Raw genomic sequence first — 15,937 nt, forward strand, 5'->3', positions numbered from 1 at the left:
CGATTGCGGTGCTTCCATCCTTGGCGGCGCAGGGCCGGCAGCGGTCCGCGGAGCGGATGGCGTCGCGGAGCATCATGGATGACGTCGGTGTCAACCGATCGGATGACGGGTGGGGGCCGGAAACCGGGCTACGAATCAAGGATGGACGTGAAGCACGTGAGCGGTGGCCGTACCGGAGCGGCGGACGGCGAACCGCGGACGGACCCCGCGGTCGGTCCGGCCGGCCGCGGGATGGAGGCGGTGATCTCGGCCTCCTTCGTCCTGCTGCTGATCGCCGCGATGGCCCGCTTCCTGACCCATCATCCCGGCGCCCCCGGCACCTGGTGGGTGATCGCGCTCACCACGCTGCTGGCGGTGGCGTACCTGGGGAGGCCGGCCGTGGACGGGGCGATCGCGCCCCGGTGGCGGCGGGTCTGGCTCGGCGTCTTCGTCCTGGGCTGGGTGGCCCTGGTGCTTCAGGCACCGAGCTTCGCCTGGAGCGCGGTGGCGATCGTCTACACGGCGTTGCAACTGCTTCCGGCGCGGGCCGCGCTCGCGTTGATCACCGTGCTGACGGTCCTGGTGGTGGTCGCCCAGGTGCGGATCAACGGTCCGGACCCGCTGCTGATCGTGGTGCCGCCCGTGGTCGCCGGCCTGGCCGCGACGGTGTTCACGCACATGCAGCGGCAGGCGGCCCGGCAACGCTCGCTCATCGAGGACCTGGTCCGGACCCGCCGCGTACTGGCCTCCAGCCAGCGGCGGGCCGGCATGCTGGCCGAGCGCGAGCGGTTGTCGATGGAGATCCACGACACGCTCGCCCAGGCACTGTCGAGCCAGCGGATGTTGCTCCAGGCCGCCGAGCGGCTCTGGACGACGGACCCGGAGGCGGCCCACCGGCACATGACCACCGCCTCGGACATCGCGGAACGCAACCTCGTCGAGGCGCGCCGGTTCGTCCACGATCTGGCGCCCGCCGACCTCTCCGGCGGGGGCGGGCTGCCCGAGGCCCTGCGGGCGTTGGCCCGCCGCGAGACCGCCGCCGGGGCGGCCGCCGAGGGCACCGCGCAGGACGCGCGGACGGGCGGCCCGACCGTGCGCTTCCGGATCGACGGGGACCCCGTTCCGCTGCCGCCGGCCGTCGCTGCGGGCCTGTTGCGGGTGGCGCAGGGCGCCGTCGCCAACGTGCGCGAGCACGCGCACGCCAGCGATGCCGTCCTGACCCTCAGCTACCTCGACGAGGACGTGGTCCTCGACATCGCCGACAACGGCTGCGGCTTCACCCCGGGCCAGCAGGGCACGCAGGGGCCGGCGCCCCATCGGGGCCACGGCCTGCGTGCCATGGAAGTCCGGTTGCGGCAGCTCGACGGCACACTGACCGTCGAGTCCCACCCCGGGGACGGTACGGTCGTGTCCGCGGCCGTACCGCTGCGGGCGAGCGGTCCGGCGGCCGGCCCGGACGAGGAGCGACCCGCATGACCCGCACCCCGCACTCCCCCGACGCAGACGCCGCCGCGCCCGGCCGGCGGGTGCGCCTGGTGCTCTGCGACGACCACGCGGTGGTCCGGGCCGGGCTGCGCGCCCTGTTGTCCGCGGCCCCGGGCATCGAGGTCGTCGGGGAGGCGGCCACCGGCGAGGAGGCGCTGGCCGTCGCCGCCAAGGAACGTCCGGACGTGGTGCTGATGGACCTCAGCCTCGGCACCGGCATCGACGGGATCGAGGCCACCCGCCGCATCGTCGCCGAGGTGCCGGGCACCCGTGTCCTGGTGCTCACCACGTACGACACCGACGCCGATGTCACCCGTGCCGTCCAGGTGGGTGCGACCGGCTACCTCCTCAAGGCCGAGCGGCCCGAGGAGCTGTTCGCGGCGGTCGCCGCGGCGGCGGAGGGGCGGGCGGTGCTGTCCGCGCCCGCTGCCAACCGCGTGATGGAGCGGGTGCGCAAGCCCCATGCCGCGCTCACCGAGCGCCAGTTGGACATCCTCGGCCAGCTCGCCCGGGGGCTCGGCAACCGCGAGATCGCCCGTGCCCTGTTCATCAGCGAGGCGACCGTCAAGACGCACCTGGTGCGGATCTACGCCAAGCTCGGCGTCGACACCCGGGCGGGCGCGGTCGCCGCGGCGAAGGAACAGCGGCTGATCCCCTGACCTGCCCCGGCGCGCGGACGGGAACCGGCGTCGGGCGGCGTCAGTCGGTGTCCGTCGCGGCGAGGATCGCCAGGCTCCGCCGGTCCGGTGACAGGCAGGCGAGGCCGTAGTCGTAGATCTCGTTGTGGAACCACTCCGCGTCGGCCTCGAAATGGAACCACGTGCTGTGCAGGGCGCGTTGTGCCACCTCGTCCGCGTCGGCGCCCCATGGGTGCTCCCGTCAGGCCGGCCAGCGACTGCCAGGCCGCGAACCGCCCGTAGGCACCGTGCGCGCCGTCGCTGTACATGCCGCCCATCGACGCGGTGGCGAAGAGCAGGCGCCAGACGGCGTCGAGGGGGCGGAGCGCGATCTCGAAGCGGTCGGTGGGGCCGGGTCCGTCCAGACACCCCAGGGGCAGGGTGGGGAGCAGTGCGGGGAGGTCCGCGACCCGCTGCCCCTCGGCCAGGGACGAGGCGGTGGCGGGCAGCCGGAGGCCGGGGGACGTGGTGGACGTGCGCTGTTCGTTGAGGAGTTCCAGCAGCTGCGCGACGTTGTCCCGGCCGGGGCCGAGCGCGAGCGCCCGCATGATGTGGGCCAGGCTGCGCTCGTAGGACCGAGCCCGCTCGACCGCTGTCGCGTGCCGGTCCGTCAGCACCGAACCCGGTTCCCGCAGGTGGCCGGCCTCTCCTCGGGCCACGGACCGTTCCGTCTTCTCCCAGACGATCTCCGCGAGGTCGTCATCCGCAAGGTCCGATGCGTGTTCCGCGGTGGGCCACCTCATGCGGCACGGTCCGCACGGCGTGCACCACCGTGAGAGCCGCGCATTCTTTTCCATACGGTTGACATAATACAGCTGGCTTATAACCCTGGGAGGCACGAGCGGAACGACGGAGGGAAGCGATATGCCCGAAGGACCGAGGGTGCGCACCAGGGAAGGCGCGGTGCAGGGGTTCCGGCAGCACGGGAACGCGGTGTTCCGCGGAATTCCCTACGCCCCACCGCCAGTTGGCGCGCTCCGCTTCGCGGCGCCCGGGCCTGCGCCACGCTGGGCGGGAACGCGTCGCGCCACGGAGTTCGGCCCGGCGGCACCGCAGTCCGGGCCGGCTCCGGCAGGTGCGACGGACGGCACGGACTGGCTGACGCTCAACGTCTGCACACCCGATGCGGGAGCGGCGGGCCTGCCGGTGCTGGTGTGGATCCACGGCGGCGCCTTCGTCTCGGGGACCTCCGGCGACCCGATGTACGACCCGGCGGCGCTGGCCGGCGCCGGGCTCGTCGTGGTGAGCATCAACTACCGGGTGGGCGCCGAGGGGTTCGCCCTGTTCGAAGGTGCCCCGGCCAACCGCGGACTCCTCGACCAGATCGCGGCGCTGCACTGGGTGCGGCGGAACGTCGCGGCCTTCGGCGGGGACCCCGAGCGCGTCACCGTCGCCGGACAGTCCGCCGGCGCGGGGTCGGTCGCCGCCCTGCTGACGACGACGTCGGCGCGCGGCCTGTTCCGACGCGCCATCGCCCACTCGGTGCCGGGCAACCACTGCACCCCCGCCCTGGCCGCACAGGTCGCCGCCGCCCTCGCGGACCGACTGGGCACGGCGCCCACCGCCACCGCCCTCGCCGACGTCACCCCCGGCGCACTGGCCGAGGCGGTCACGTCCCTCGGCACCGACCTCGCGGACCACCACCCGCACTGGGGCCGGCTCGCCCGGACCGGCGTCGCCGTCCACCCCGTCGTCGACGGGCAGGTCCTCACCGAAACACCCTGGCCCGCGCTGTCGAGTGGCCGCGCGGACGGGGTCGAACTCCTCGTCGGCCATACGCGCGACGAGTTCCGGCTGTTCAGCGTCATGAGCGGGCGGCTGGGCCGGTTCACCGACCGGGACGCCGACACCGCCCTGGAGCTCTTCGCCCCGGGGCCGGATGGCGCGGACGCCTACCGCGCCGCCCACCCGCGGGCCACCCCGGACACCTTGGTGGAGACGGTTTACTCGGACGCCCTCTTCCGGATGCCGTCCCTGCACCTGGCCGAGGCGAACGTCGCGGGCGGCGGCACCTCGTTCCTCTTCGAGCTGGGACTGGCCGCCCCCGGCCTCGGAGGCGCCCTGGGCGCCTGCCACAGCCTCGACGTCCCGCTGGCCTTCGGCACGCTGGACAGCCCCGTCGGCGGCCAACTCCTCGGCGTGCCGCCCTCCGCGGAGGCGGTCGAGGTGTCGCGGGAACTCCAGCAGGCATGGCTCCGCTTCGCCACCACCGGCGACCCCGGGTGGGCCGCCTACCATCCCGATCGGCAACTCACCCGCGTCCTGGACGCCCCCTCGGCGACCATGCCCTATCCCGAACAGCCCTCCCGTCGCATCTGGGACGGCCGCTCCCCCGCCCCCTTCGACCTCGAGGAGGCGGGCCCCTCACCGGCGCTGTAACTACTAGTATGTACACTCGCCGCTGACGACACCGCCGGCCGCGTGCCGGCATCGACCCCGCGAGGAGAATCGGCATGCCCTTCGTACGCATCGACGCACTGCGGGCCGACGGCGAGCGGCTCGGCGCGCTCGGCCGGGCCGTGCACGACGCCCTGATCGAGACGATCGGCATCCCGCCGGACGACCACTTCCAGGTCCTGGTCAGCCACGACGGGGTCAACAGCACGCTGCGCCACGGCACTTACCTCGGCGTGCAGCGCGACGACGGCATCGTCTACGTCGCGATCACCCTGCGTGCGGGGCGCACGGACGAGCAGAAGCAGGCGCTCTACCGGCGGATCGCCGAACTGGCAGGGGAGTACGCGGGCACCGAGCCGCGCAACGTGTTCGTCACCCTGACGGAGAACCAGTCGATCGACTGGTCGCTCGGCCACGGGGTGGCGCAGTACGTCGCCTCCCCCGAGGAGGCCGCAACGGCCTAGGGTCGTCGCGCCGGCGGTCAGACCGTGCGCCGGCGGTTGGTGGTGATGAGGGTGTGGAGGACCGCCTGGGCCGTGGGCAGGCGGTTGGCCGCCTGGTTCCAGACCAGGGACCGGGGGCCGTCGAGGACCTCGGAGGTGATCTCCTCCCCGCGGACGGCGGGGAGGCAGTGCAGGGCCACCGCCTCCCGCGGGGCCCGGGCCAGCAGGGCGTCGTCCACCCGGTAGGCGGCCAGGCGCGCGGCGCGCTCCTCGCGCTCGTGGGGCTTGTCCATAGGCACCCACACCTCGGCGTAGACGGCCTGCGCGGTGCGAACGGCGTCGATCGGCTCGGTGGTCAGCGCGACCGAACCGCCGGTCTGTGCCATCACTTCGCGGGCCTCGGCGAGGACGTGCGCGTCGGTCGCGTACTCGGGCGGGCTGGCGATGGTGAGGTGCATTCCGCTCGCCGCAGCCGCCGCGAGGAAGGAGTTGCAGGTGTTGCTCGTGCCGTCGCCGAGGAACGTAGCGGTCAGCCCTGCCAGGGCACCGAAGCGCTCGCGCAGCGCGAGCAGGTCGGCCAGGGACTGGCACGGGTGGTGGGTGTTGGAGAGGGCGTTGACGACCGGGATCGTCGCGGCGTCGGCCATCTGCTCGACCGTGGCGTGGTCGAAGGTGCGCACCGTGACGGCGTCGAGGAACGACGACAGGACGCACGCGGTGTCGGCGACGGTCTCGCCGTGACCGAGTTGCATCTCGTCGCGGTTCAGGACGATGGCAGACATGCCGAGCCGTTGGGCGGCCGTGGCGAGGGACACCCGGGTCCGGGTGGACGGCTTCTCGAAGAGGCAGCCGATGGCGCCGCCGCGCAGATCCCGCTCCCACCCCAGCGGCTCCTGCTTCATCGCCGCCGCCAGGTCCAGCAGTTCCGTCAGGGTCTCCGGGTCCAGGTCACCGACCCGGAGCAGATCGTCGGGGACCTTGCCGGTCACCTCCGGACGGCTGCCCTCGGACACGGGTATCGGGTGGGGCATCGGGGTCTCCGGCTTCGCTCGCACGGGCGGGACGTTGCGCCACCAGCGTGAACGGCGGCGCACCACCAGGCACGCCGGCGCGCCCCGGCCGGGTGAACCGATGTGGCACGGCCCCCGAGCGCCGCCCGCACAGGCGGCACACCCGGCCCGCTCCCCCACGGCCCCCACTGCTTCTCCTTCACCGCATACACCTGGCCGGTCCGGTTGCCCTCGACGGAGCGGACGTACGCCCGGGCGACGTCGGCCACCGGGACGGATCCCATGCCGGGGAAGAAGTCGCCGTAGGCGTCGGGGGATTCGGGGAAGACGTTGGGGCTGACGGCGTTGATCCGCTGTGGGGCGATCTCGATCGCGTCGGCCCGGACGAACGCCTCGACGGCGCCGTTGGCGAGAAAGGCGGCGGTGCCGGTGGGGATCGGCTCGCCGGCCAGGATGCCGGTGATCAGAGTGAACGTGCCGCCGGCGGCGCTGACCACGGCGCCCAGGGTCCCGGCCGCGCGGTACAGGGCGGTGATCTGGTCCGGGCCGGTGAGGTCGTTACCCGCCGGCCTGAGGCGCGGGGCCGGTGGGCTCGGCGCCCGGAGCCGCGTCGGGCGCCAACCATGTGGCGATGTCGGTGACGACGGCCGGGTCGACGTGCTGGGCGCGTTCGTATGCGGCGGGGGTGGAGGGTCCGGTGCCGGGGAAGAAGAAGTGGTCGGCGGCCTGGTGGATGCGGAGGGTGACGTCCGGCCGGTGCGCCAGGCCGGCCCGCCAGCGGGCGAAGTCGTCCTCGACGGTGACCTGGTAGTCGCGGCCGCCTTGCAGGATGAGCAGGGGCATGTCCAGCGCGGCGGCGGTCGCGACGGGGTCGTAGGCGCGCAGGTCCAACCAGTAGGAGCCGGAGAGGCCGAGGGGCAGTTCGGCGGCCGGTGTGGTGGGCGACAGGTCGGGACTGTCGACGAGGGCGGCCTGTCGGGTGAGGGTGTCGACCAGGGACCGGGCGCCGGAGTCGAGGGCGAGGTCGGCGAGATGGCGGGCGACGCGGACGGCGGCCCGGTGCATCGGCTGGGTGTCGCCGGCGAGGATCACCAGACCGGCGAGGGACGGTTCGGCGGCGGCGACGCGCGGGGCGACCTTGCCGCCCATGCTGTGGCCGAGGACGAAGACGCGTGTGGGGTCCACGGCGGGATGGTTCCGGAGCAGCCGGACGGCGGAGACGGTGTGCGGGACGTACTCGTCGGTCATGGTGGCGTCGTGCCTGGCGGCCATTGCGGCGGCGTGGGTGTGGGTGACCTTGTCGAACCGGACGACCGCGACGCCGCGGCCGGCCAGCCCCCACGCCAGGTCCTTCAGCGGCTTGTTGGGTCCGACGGTCTCGTCGCGGTCGAAGGGGCCGCCGCCGCTGAGCAGCACCACGCCCGGGCGGGGGCCGCGGGCGTGCGGCAGGCTGAGGGTGCCGGGGACGGCCAGCGGGCCGGCGCCGACGGTGACCTCGTGCTCGGCGAACTCCCGCGGGTCGGCGTAGGGCGGGGGTGTCCAGGATGCCGCTTCCGGCGGGGCCAGGCGCAGGCCGTTGAGCAGGCCCGTGTCGTCGATCGACATGACCAGGGTGAGGCCGCCGCGGGCGCAGGTGACGGGGACGCCGACCCGGACCAGTCCGGCCGCGATCGGTTCGGTGACGGGTCGTCCGAGGGCGGTGACGGGGCCGGTGCCTCCGAGGTAGGCGTCCCAGGCCGTCTGCAGGGCCGCCGCGGAGACCTGCGCCCGCAGCGGCGGTGCGAACCGCGCCTCGATCCCCGCGAAGTCCCCCCGACACGCCTTTTCGGCAACGGACTTGGCGATGGCTTCCGGTGTGGGTGCGGTGTTTCTCATCGCTGCTCCCCCCTACCTTTCTCAAGTTTTGAGAAAGGTAGCACGGCATGCGAACGTAGGGACATGGATCCATTGGAGCTGCTGGGACACCCGGTACGTCTGCGCATCGTTCACCTCATGCGCGGTGGGCAGTTGCTGACCGCCACCCAGTTGTGCGCACGGATCCGCGACGTCTCCAAGGCGACCGTCTACCGGCACCTCGAACTGCTCGCCACGGGCGGTGTCCTGGAGGTGGCCGACGAACGCCGGGTGCGCGGCGCGGTGGAACGTCGGTACCGACTGTGCCAGGAGCGGGCGGCGATCACCCCGGAGACCGCCGCGCGGCTGACGACCGACGACCATCGCCGCGCCTTCGCGATGGCCATGACCGTTCTGCTGACCGAGTTCAACGCCTACCTCGACCAGGACCACGCCGCGCCCGTGGAAGATCTGGTGGGGTACCGGCAGCACTCGGTGTGGCTCAGCGACGAGGAACTCCGGTCACTGATCGGCGAGTTGCGCCGCGTCATCGCACCGCGACTGGCGAACGGCCCGGCGCCCGACCGGTCCCAGCACCTGCTGAGCCCCATCCTGTTCCCGATCGCGGAGCCGCCCGCCGGAACCGAGTGAGCCGGCCGGCGGCGCCCGGCCGTCGCCCGTCGCCGTGCCCGTGCAGCGCCGTGACGCGGCGGGATTCGGGCGACTGAGCCTGGAGACCGGTGCGGCCGACTTCTTCCGGCCCGCCGGGAGGCTGGACGAGAAGTTCGGGTTCGTGCCCTGCGAGCCGTTCGCGGACTGCCGGCCCGACCCGAACAGCACTTTCATGACGCGGGAGTCGTGATCCGGCGCCCGCCGGCCGGGCACCTCGGGGTGCCCGGCCGGCGGTGCGGTCAGCGGTCCTCGTCCGGGCGGTCCCGGGGCGGGGCGGGCTCGGCGGCGAGCCCCAGTTCACGGTCGCCGAGTCGGGCGAAGAAGCGGGCGACGTCGGCGTCGGTCACCTCGGACAGTGCGGCCGGGGACCACCGGGGGTTGCGGTCCTTGTCGATCACCTGGGCCCGGATGCCCTCGACCAGGTCCGGAGCGGTCAGGGCCGCGCAGGAGATCCGGTACTCCTGGTCCAGGACACGTTCCAGGGAGCCCAGGCGGCGGGCCCGGCGCAGTGCGGCGAGGGTGACCTTGAGGGAGGTCGGCGACCTGCTGTGCAGCGTCTCGGCGGCTTCCTTGGCGGCCTGGTCCTCGTCGGTCGGCAGCCGCCGGAGGATCTCCTCGACGGTGTCGGCGGCGTAGCAGGCGTCGATCCACGGCCGGCGCGCGGCGAGTTCGCCCGGCGGCGCCTCCTGGACGTACCGGCCGACCGCCTCGTACGCGGGGACATGGGCGAGGTCCGCGATCAGCCGGGGCAGGGACGCGATGGGCACGAAGTGGTCGGCGAGGCCGCACAGGAGGGCGTCGCCGGCGCCGATCTGCGCGCCGGTCAGTGCCAGGTGGGTGCCGAGTTCGCCCGGTGCCAGGCCGAGGAGGTGGGTGCCGCCGACGTCGGGGACGAACCCGATGCCGGTCTCGGGCATGGCGATCCGGGACCGCTCGGTGACGATGCGGACCCGGCCGTGCCCGGACAGGCCCACGCCGCCGCCCATCACGATGCCGTCCATCAGGGCGACGTAGGGCTTGGGGTAGTGCGCGATGCGGGCGTTGAGGCGGTACTCGTCGCGCCAGAAGGCTGCCGAGGCCGCGCCGCCCCCGGCGCGGACGTCGTCGTGGATGGCACGGATGTCGCCGCCGGCGCACAGGCCCCGCTCACCGGCCCCGGTGAGCACGACGGTCTCCACGGCCGGATCGGACTCCCACGCCGTGAGCGCCTGATCTATCCGGCGGACCATGGCGTGGGTGAGGGCGTTGAGCGCCCGGGGACGGTTGAGGGTGAGGTAGGCGGCCCGGCCCTCGGTGCGCAGCAGTACGGCGTCGTCTGCGGTCATCGGGAGCCCTCCGTCGTGCCGTGGGCGGTGAGGTGGCGCATGGTGGTGGCGGTTCCTTTCCGGCGGCCGGGCGCGGTGACGCGGTCTCCCGGACGTTCTTCTCGGACCCATCGGCGCTGGCGGAGCCGGGTGTTGGGCCGCCGGCTCGTAGCATGGGGCGGTGGCAGTGTTCCGGATCGAACGTACCGCGCCCCTCTCCCCCGACGCCGCCTGGCGACGTCTGACGCACTGGGCGGCCCACTCCGCGCATGTGCCACTGACCACGATCACCGTGACGACGCCACCACCCACCCGGGTGGGAACGACGTTCGTCGCCCGCACCGGCCTCGGTCCGCTCGGGTTCGACGACGTGATGCGCGTCGTGCGATGGGAGCCGCCCGGTGCGGACGCCGCGGGGGCGACGGCGGGCCGGTGCCGGATCGAGAAGCGGGGGCGGGTCGTCGCCGGGTGGGCGGAGTTCGAGGTGGAGGTCCGGGCCGGGGGCTGCCGCGTCGTCTGGCGCGGAGAGGTGCGCCCGCGCGGGCTCCCGCGGCCCTTGGACCCCCTGGCGGCCCGGTCGGCGCGTTGGCTGTACGGCCGCATCCTGGACGGGCTGCTCGGCCGGTAGGAGCTGTCGGCCGGAGCACGCCCGGGGCGACGCGCTCGGCCGCGCGGACCGCCCCCCGCCTCACAGCGCGGTCAGGAACTCCCGTACCGCCGCGGCGAAACCGGCCGGGTCGTCGTCGTGCAGCCAGTGGCCGCACCCGGGGAACTCCCGCAGGGTGGTGGCCGGTCGCCGCTCCGCCATCTCCCGGGCCATCGCGGTCGGCAGGACGAAGCTGTCCAGTCCGTGCAACAGCAGCGCCGGGCAGGTGGTGGCGAGCCAGTCGGGCCACCAGTCGCCGATCAGGGCCTCCTGGGACCGCACCATGTCCGCGCGGTCGAAGAGGAACCCCCAGCCGTCGGGGCGTTCGACGGCGCTCTCCAGGAAGTAGCTCGCGTCCGGGATGCCGTGCGCCTCGACCTGGCGGCGCAGGGCGCCCAGGGTCGGCGCGCGGCGCGGCCAGTCCCGGACGTCCAGGACCGGATGGGCCACCGCGGGCCGACGGTTGAGGGCGCCGCCCTCCTCGACGACCAGCGCCCGGACCAGCTCGGGGTGGCGCGCCGCCAACCGGAAGGCCACCACGCCGCCCATCGAGTGGCCGAGCACCGGCAGCGGCCCCAGCCCCAGTGCCCGCACGAACGCGGCGGCATCGGCGACGTAGGCGTCGGGCGAGACGTCGTCGGCGCGTGCGCTGTGGCCGTGGCCGCGCTGTTCCAGGGCGATCACCCGGAACTCCGGTGCCAGCGCGGCGGTCAGGTCGGCGAACGCCCGGGCTCGCCCGAAGTGCCCGTGCAGGGCCAGCACCGGCGTTCCCGGCCCGCCGGGGTCCGCGTAGGCCAGTCGCAGGCCCCGCACGGTCGTGGTCTCCAGGGTCGTGATCCCGGTGGTCAAGGTCATCGGCGTGCCTCCTGTGGGGTTCTGAGTGAGTGACGATCATCGCGGCGACCGCCGCGCCCGTCGCCCGGTCCGGCGCGGACGGCCCCGGAAATCCAGTTGCCACCGTCCGTACTGTCTCTCGTGTGACGGATATCGACGGCTTGCTCGCGGCCTACGACGAGCAGATGCGGGGAGTGCCGCCCAACCCTCCCATCGGAGTCACCTATGAACAGGACGGCCCGCTGCTGCGGGTCGTCGGCCAGTTCCGCGGCTTCGTCAGCGCGCCACGGGACCTGGGGGTGGGCGGTGCCGAACTGGACCGGTTGATCGTCCGCCAGCGCGACTGTTTCGCGGCCCGCGGCGAGGCGGTGGAGTGGAAGACCCGCGGGCACGACCTGCCTGCCGACCTCACCGACCGGCTGCGCGCGGCGGGCTTCGTCCCCGAGGAGCGGGAGACCGTCCTCATCGGCCGGGCCGAGGAGATGGCCGGGGCCCCGGTCCTCCCGGCCGGCGTGACCCTGCGCCGGGTGACCGCGGACGCCGACATGCACCGCATCGCCGCCATGGAGACGGCTGTCTGGGACCAGGACTGGGGCTGGCTGGCCGACGACCTGATCAGCCGGGTCGCGGCGGCCCCGGACGAGATCACCGTCCTGGTGGCGGAGGCCGGCGGCGCGGTGGTCAGCGCGGCATGGTTGGTGTTCCGCGAGGGCACCGACTTCGCCGGCCTGTGGGGCGGTTCGACGCTGCCGGAGTGGCGCGGCCGGGGCATCTACCGTGCGCTGGTCGCCGCCCGCGCCCAACTCGCCGTCGCCCGCGGCGTGCGGTACCTCCAGGTCGACGCCTCCGACGACAGCGCACCGATCCTGCGCCGGCTGGGCTTCCACGCGGTGACCACCACCACGCCCTACGTCTGGACGCCGCCCCGGTCCTGAGGTGCGGTGGGACGGCCCTGGAAGGCGGTGCGGTAGGACTGCGGGGTGGTCCCGACCACCCTGCGGAACCGTTCGCGGAAGGCGGTGGGCGAGCCGAACCCGGCCTGGTGGGCGATGCGTTCGACGGGGTGGTCGGTGTTCTCCAGGAGGTACTGGGCCCGGCGCGCCCGGGCCCGGAGCACCCACTGCAACGGGGTGCTGCCGGTCTGCTCGCGGAAGCGGCGGCTGAAGGTCCGCTCGCTCATACCGGCGCGGTTCGCCATCGCCTTGAGGGTGATCTCGTGGGCGAGGTGGTCCTCGATCCAGTCGAGGACCGGCTGGAGCGTGGAACCCTGCGGCACCGGCGGATGCTCGTGGACGATGAACTGGGCCTGGCCGCCCTCCCGTTCCAGCGGCATGACGGACATCCGCGCGGCGTCCGCGGCGACCGCCGAGCCGAGGTCGCGCCGGATCATATGCAGGCACAGGTCCAGGCTCGCGGCGGCGCCGGCCGAGGTGAGCAGCTGGCCGTTGTCGACGTAGAGCACATCGGGTTGGACGTCGACGAGCGGGTAGCGGCGGGCGAGTTCGGCCGCCGCGGCCCAGTGCGTGGTGGCGCGCAGACCGTCCAGCAGGCCCGCTTCGGCCAGCACGAAGGCCCCCACGCACACCGAGGCGATCCGCGTCCCGGCCGCCGCCGCGGCGCGCAGTGCCCGTAGTGCCTCCGGGTGCGGCGCGGGGGCCTGCTCCGAGCAGCCGGGCACGATGACGGTGTCGGCCTCCGCCAGTGCCTCCAGTCCCCACTCGACGTGCAGGGCGAAGCCCTCGGTCCGCACCTGCGGCGAGGGCGCGCAGACCCGCGTCCGGTAGGGGCGGCGTCCGTCGGGCAGCCGGGTGCGGCCGAAGATCTCCAGAGGTGCCGCCACGTCGAACGGCACCACGTGGTCGAGCGCGAGGATGGCCACCGTGTGCATGGCCACACCATAGGGGGATTCTCGCCATCGATCAGCGTCCCTGGTCACAGGACCTTCTGGCCGCACAGGTGCGTGCCGTCGGGTTGGCGAGAACCCGTGGAAAGTTGTCATTCCAGCCGCTGTGCGGGCCTCGCCGGCCTTCCTACCGTGGGTCGGGCACTGGTGATCACGACACGAGAAGAGGCACCGCATGCTCGCCCAGTTCGTCCTGTTCGACGGGTTCGACCCGTTGGACGTCGTCGCGCCCTACGAGGTGCTGCACTGCGCCGGTGAACTCACCGCGGGCGCCGTCCGCACCGAGCTGGTCAGTGCCGAGGGGCCGCGGGAGGTCCCCAGCGGGTTGGCGGGCGTGTCCCTGCGGGCCACCGCCGCGCTCGACCCGGAGCGGGCCGACCTCGTGGTCCTGCCCGGCGCGGTGGGCGACCTGCGCGACCCGGCGGGGCTGAGCGAGGAGGAGCGGGCGCGGACCATTGCGGCCCGCCTGCGCCGCACCCTCGACACCGATCTGCCGCACCTGCTCGGCGCGGCGCTGGCCCGGCCGGACACGCTGGTGGCGACGGTCTGCGGCGGTTCGCTGATCCTGGCCATGGCGGGGCTCACCACGGGGCGTCCGGTCAACACCCACCACATGGGCCGAGACCTGTTGGCCTCGACCGGCACCGAGCACATCGATGCCCGGGTCGTGGACGACGGCGACCTCGTCACCAGCGGAGGCGTCACCTCCGGTCTCGACCTGGCCCTCCATCTCGTCGAGCGGGAGATCGGCCCCCGGGTGGCACACGCCGTCGAGCGGATCTTCGCCCACGAGCGGCGCGGCACCGTCTGGTCGGCCACCGGTGCCGTCCCGACGCTCGCCCTGTGACGGCGGCGCCCGATGACCAAGATCCTGCTCTCGCTGCACGTCCTGGCCGCCCTCGTCGCGATCGGTCCGGTCACCGTCGCCGCCAGCATGTTCCCACCCGCCGTCCGCCGCGCCGGGGCGAGCGGCCACGGGAGCGCCGGCCGGCCGGAGGCGGTGGGCACCGTGCGGCTGCTGCACCGCATCTGCCGGGTGTACGCCGGGGTCGGCACGGCCGTGCCGGTGTTCGGCTTCGCCACCGCCTCAGCCATGGGAGTCCTCGGTGACGGCTGGCTGCTCACCTCCATCGCCCTGACCGCGGTCGCCACCGGCGTCCTGGCCGTGCTGGTGCTGCCACGGCAGGACGCACTGCTGACCGCTCTCGACGGTGCGGAACCGGTTGCCACGGACCGGGCCGCCACATCGCGGCTGGCCATGTTCACCGGCCTGTTCAACCTCCTCTGGGCGACGGTGACCGTCCTCATGATCGTCCGCCCCGGTTCGTCCACAGGAGCATGACGTGCCCGTTCCGCCGCATCCCCGCCGCCCGCTGCGCACCGCCGGCACGGTCGAACTGATCTCGCTGTGCGTCCTCCTGACCAACCTCGCGACGGCCCATCTGCCGGCCGTCTCCTCGCTCGCCGGCCCGCTCCACGGCTGCGCCTACCTCTTCACCGTCGGAGCCGTCGCCCGCGACCCGCAGCGCACCGCCCGGTCGCTGGTCCTCGCCTGTCTCCCCGGCATCGGCGGGCTGCTCGCCCTGCGCAGGCTCACGCAGTCCGCACCGGTCGCCGCCGCATCCTGACCTTCGGCACGCGCCGCGCGGTCCCCGCCGGGGTGGGCCGCCCCTGTCCCGCCATCGGTGCCGGGACGGGGGTGCTCAGGGCCCCGCCCCCGGAGCAGGCAGCGGAAGCTGCCACACTGTGCGGTGCCACAGCTGCCATCCGCTCCGCGCGGGGACGGCTGAGGGCGGCGCGGCACGGCGAACGACGCCGTCGGCGAGCACAGAGATCTGCCTGGTGAAAGGGTGCGCATGGTGGCCTCCGCAGAGAAGAACAACAACGGCAGCGACACGACGAGAAAGGGCTCCCGCGGCAACTGGCGCAACTACGCGGTGACGATCGTCGGCCTGGCCGTGATCTGCGGAGCGGCGACCGTGGTCGGCCAGTACTCCCGCGCCAGCGAGGCGACGACGGTCGAGGCACCCTCCGGCGCCGTGGGCACGTCCGACGACACGAAGCTGGACCTGCCGGTCAAGCCGACCGTCCCGGTCACGCTGACGGTGTACGAGGACCCGCGGAGCCCGGAGTCGCGCGCCTTCGCCCAGCAGTACGCCAGCACTCTCTCGCAGTTCCTCGCGTCCGGCCAGGTCGAGATCAACTACCGGCTGGTCACCGGGAGCGACCGGCAGTACGGCGGGACCGGCGCGCAGGAGGCCGCCGAGGCCGCCGCCTGCGCCCAGGACCAGGGCCGCTTCCCCCAGTTCATGGACCAGCTGTGGCAGCACCAGCCGGATCCCAAGACCGATGGCCTGAAGGACCGCAAGCTCCTCAAGCAGATCGCGAAGAAGGCCGGGAAGATCGAGCACGACACCTTCGACCTGTGCCTCGACCGCAACCAGCGCCAGGGGTGGGTGAAGAAGTCCCAGGAGACCTATGCCGCCTCGGGGCTGGGTCCGGTCCCGATCGTGCAGCTCAACGGGCACACCCTCGCCGACCCGGCGACCCAGCTGACGCCGAAGAAGCTCACCGCCCTGGTGACCAAGGAGGCACGTCAGGTGGCGGCCGCGGCGCCGGCCTCGCCCGCGCCCTCCGCCACGCCCACGCCGTGAGGTGAGGGACAGCAGGGACTCCCGGGCCCCGGCCGCCGATGCGGTCCGGGGCCCGGCCCGTTCATACCGGGGCATTACGGGCTGATCGCGATACTCCTGG

General features: G+C 73.7%; 18 protein-coding genes and 1 pseudogene. 12 read left to right on the plus strand and 7 right to left on the minus strand.

Going from position 1 to position 15,937, the window contains the following annotated elements:
* Positions 1-141 precede the first annotated feature (141 nt).
* Positions 142-1,455, plus strand: a complete 1,314-nt coding sequence (locus JNO44_RS02425) for a sensor histidine kinase (RefSeq protein WP_205360908.1) — start codon at positions 142-144, stop codon at positions 1,453-1,455.
* Positions 1,452-2,123: a response regulator gene (locus JNO44_RS02430; RefSeq protein WP_205360910.1), complete on the plus strand. Its 672-nt coding sequence runs from the start codon at positions 1,452-1,454 to the stop codon at positions 2,121-2,123. Before JNO44_RS02425 ends, JNO44_RS02430 begins: the two co-directional genes overlap by 4 nt.
* Here the strand turns inward: JNO44_RS02430 and JNO44_RS42980 are convergent.
* Complete coding sequence (locus JNO44_RS42980) at positions 2,051-2,884, minus strand: DUF6183 family protein (protein ID WP_205360912.1); 834 nt, start codon at positions 2,882-2,884, stop codon at positions 2,051-2,053. The two genes, JNO44_RS02430 and JNO44_RS42980, sit on opposite strands and share 73 nt — an antisense overlap.
* Positions 2,885-3,023: 139 nt before the next feature.
* Between JNO44_RS42980 and JNO44_RS02440 the strand changes: the two genes are divergently transcribed.
* Entirely contained in the window at positions 3,024-4,520 is a 1,497-nt protein-coding gene (locus JNO44_RS02440) for a carboxylesterase/lipase family protein (RefSeq protein ID WP_338058552.1), read from the plus strand.
* A 74-nt stretch (positions 4,521-4,594) separates the two neighbouring features.
* A complete protein-coding gene (locus JNO44_RS02445) occupies positions 4,595-5,002 on the plus strand; it encodes a tautomerase family protein (RefSeq protein ID WP_205360916.1) in 408 nt (135 codons plus the stop codon).
* Between the two features lie 17 nt (positions 5,003-5,019).
* Here JNO44_RS02445 and argF read toward each other — a convergent pair whose 3' ends face one another.
* The 3 genes from argF to JNO44_RS02460 all read right to left on the minus strand — a co-directional run bounded on the left by argF (position 5,020) and on the right by JNO44_RS02460 (position 7,866).
* Complete coding sequence (argF, locus tag JNO44_RS02450) at positions 5,020-6,012, minus strand: ornithine carbamoyltransferase (RefSeq protein WP_205360918.1); 993 nt, start codon at positions 6,010-6,012, stop codon at positions 5,020-5,022.
* The gene (locus JNO44_RS45000; protein ID WP_205360920.1) at positions 5,967-6,488 is read right to left on the minus strand and encodes a Rossmann-fold NAD(P)-binding domain-containing protein; all 522 of its coding nucleotides are present in this window, start codon (positions 6,486-6,488) and stop codon (positions 5,967-5,969) included. Before JNO44_RS45000 ends, argF begins: the two co-directional genes overlap by 46 nt.
* A 61-nt stretch (positions 6,489-6,549) precedes the next feature.
* Positions 6,550-7,866, minus strand: a complete 1,317-nt coding sequence (locus JNO44_RS02460) for an alpha/beta hydrolase (protein ID WP_205360921.1) — start codon at positions 7,864-7,866, stop codon at positions 6,550-6,552.
* Positions 7,867-7,929: 63 nt separating this feature from the next.
* On the opposite strand from JNO44_RS02460, the gene JNO44_RS02465 reads away from it, so the two are divergent.
* Both JNO44_RS02465 and JNO44_RS02470 read left to right on the plus strand, forming a co-directional pair.
* Entirely contained in the window at positions 7,930-8,475 is a 546-nt protein-coding gene (locus JNO44_RS02465; RefSeq protein ID WP_205360924.1) for a helix-turn-helix domain-containing protein, read from the plus strand.
* 61 nt (positions 8,476-8,536) lie between these two features.
* Positions 8,537-8,686 (plus strand): annotated as a pseudogene (locus JNO44_RS02470) (GNAT family N-acetyltransferase); the annotation flags it as partial.
* A 49-nt stretch (positions 8,687-8,735) separates the two neighbouring features.
* On the opposite strand, the gene JNO44_RS02475 reads toward JNO44_RS02470, so the two are convergent.
* Positions 8,736-9,821: an enoyl-CoA hydratase/isomerase family protein gene (locus JNO44_RS02475; protein ID WP_205360926.1), complete on the minus strand. Its 1,086-nt coding sequence runs from the start codon at positions 9,819-9,821 to the stop codon at positions 8,736-8,738.
* Positions 9,822-9,981: 160 nt separating this feature from the next.
* On the opposite strand from JNO44_RS02475, the gene JNO44_RS02480 reads away from it, so the two are divergent.
* On the plus strand, positions 9,982-10,428 hold the full coding sequence (locus JNO44_RS02480; RefSeq protein ID WP_205360928.1) for an SRPBCC family protein: 447 nt from the start codon (positions 9,982-9,984) through the stop codon (positions 10,426-10,428).
* Between the two features lie 60 nt (positions 10,429-10,488).
* On the opposite strand, the gene JNO44_RS02485 is transcribed toward JNO44_RS02480, so the two are convergent.
* A complete protein-coding gene (locus JNO44_RS02485; RefSeq protein ID WP_205360930.1) occupies positions 10,489-11,301 on the minus strand; it encodes an alpha/beta fold hydrolase in 813 nt (270 codons plus the stop codon).
* 122 nt (positions 11,302-11,423) lie between these two features.
* Between JNO44_RS02485 and JNO44_RS02490 the strand changes: the two genes are divergently transcribed.
* A complete protein-coding gene (locus tag JNO44_RS02490; RefSeq protein WP_205360932.1) occupies positions 11,424-12,215 on the plus strand; it encodes a GNAT family N-acetyltransferase in 792 nt (263 codons plus the stop codon).
* Here the strand turns inward: JNO44_RS02490 and JNO44_RS02495 are convergent.
* Positions 12,188-13,168, minus strand: coding sequence for a GlxA family transcriptional regulator (locus tag JNO44_RS02495; protein ID WP_205360933.1), 981 nt, complete (start codon positions 13,166-13,168; stop codon positions 12,188-12,190). The genes JNO44_RS02490 and JNO44_RS02495 overlap by 28 nt on opposite strands.
* Positions 13,169-13,358: 190 nt before the next feature.
* Between JNO44_RS02495 and JNO44_RS02500 the strand changes: the two genes are divergently transcribed.
* The 4 genes from JNO44_RS02500 to JNO44_RS02515 all read left to right on the plus strand — a co-directional run bounded on the left by JNO44_RS02500 (position 13,359) and on the right by JNO44_RS02515 (position 15,837).
* Positions 13,359-14,030: a DJ-1/PfpI family protein gene (locus JNO44_RS02500; RefSeq protein ID WP_205360936.1), complete on the plus strand. Its 672-nt coding sequence runs from the start codon at positions 13,359-13,361 to the stop codon at positions 14,028-14,030.
* 12 nt (positions 14,031-14,042) lie between these two features.
* A complete protein-coding gene (locus JNO44_RS02505; RefSeq protein ID WP_205360938.1) occupies positions 14,043-14,525 on the plus strand; it encodes a calpain family cysteine peptidase in 483 nt (160 codons plus the stop codon).
* 1 nt (position 14,526) lies between these two features.
* Positions 14,527-14,811, plus strand: coding sequence for a DUF3817 domain-containing protein (locus JNO44_RS02510; protein WP_205360940.1), 285 nt, complete (start codon positions 14,527-14,529; stop codon positions 14,809-14,811).
* Between the two features lie 228 nt (positions 14,812-15,039).
* Positions 15,040-15,837 (plus strand): DsbA family protein, encoded by a 798-nt coding sequence (locus JNO44_RS02515; protein WP_205360941.1) that lies wholly within the window; start codon positions 15,040-15,042, stop codon positions 15,835-15,837.
* Positions 15,838-15,937: the final 100 nt, after the last annotated feature.

Origin of the sequence: Streptomyces noursei (assembly GCF_016917755.1) — a bacterium.
Classification (GTDB): Bacteria; Actinomycetota; Actinomycetes; order Streptomycetales; family Streptomycetaceae; genus Streptomyces; species Streptomyces yunnanensis.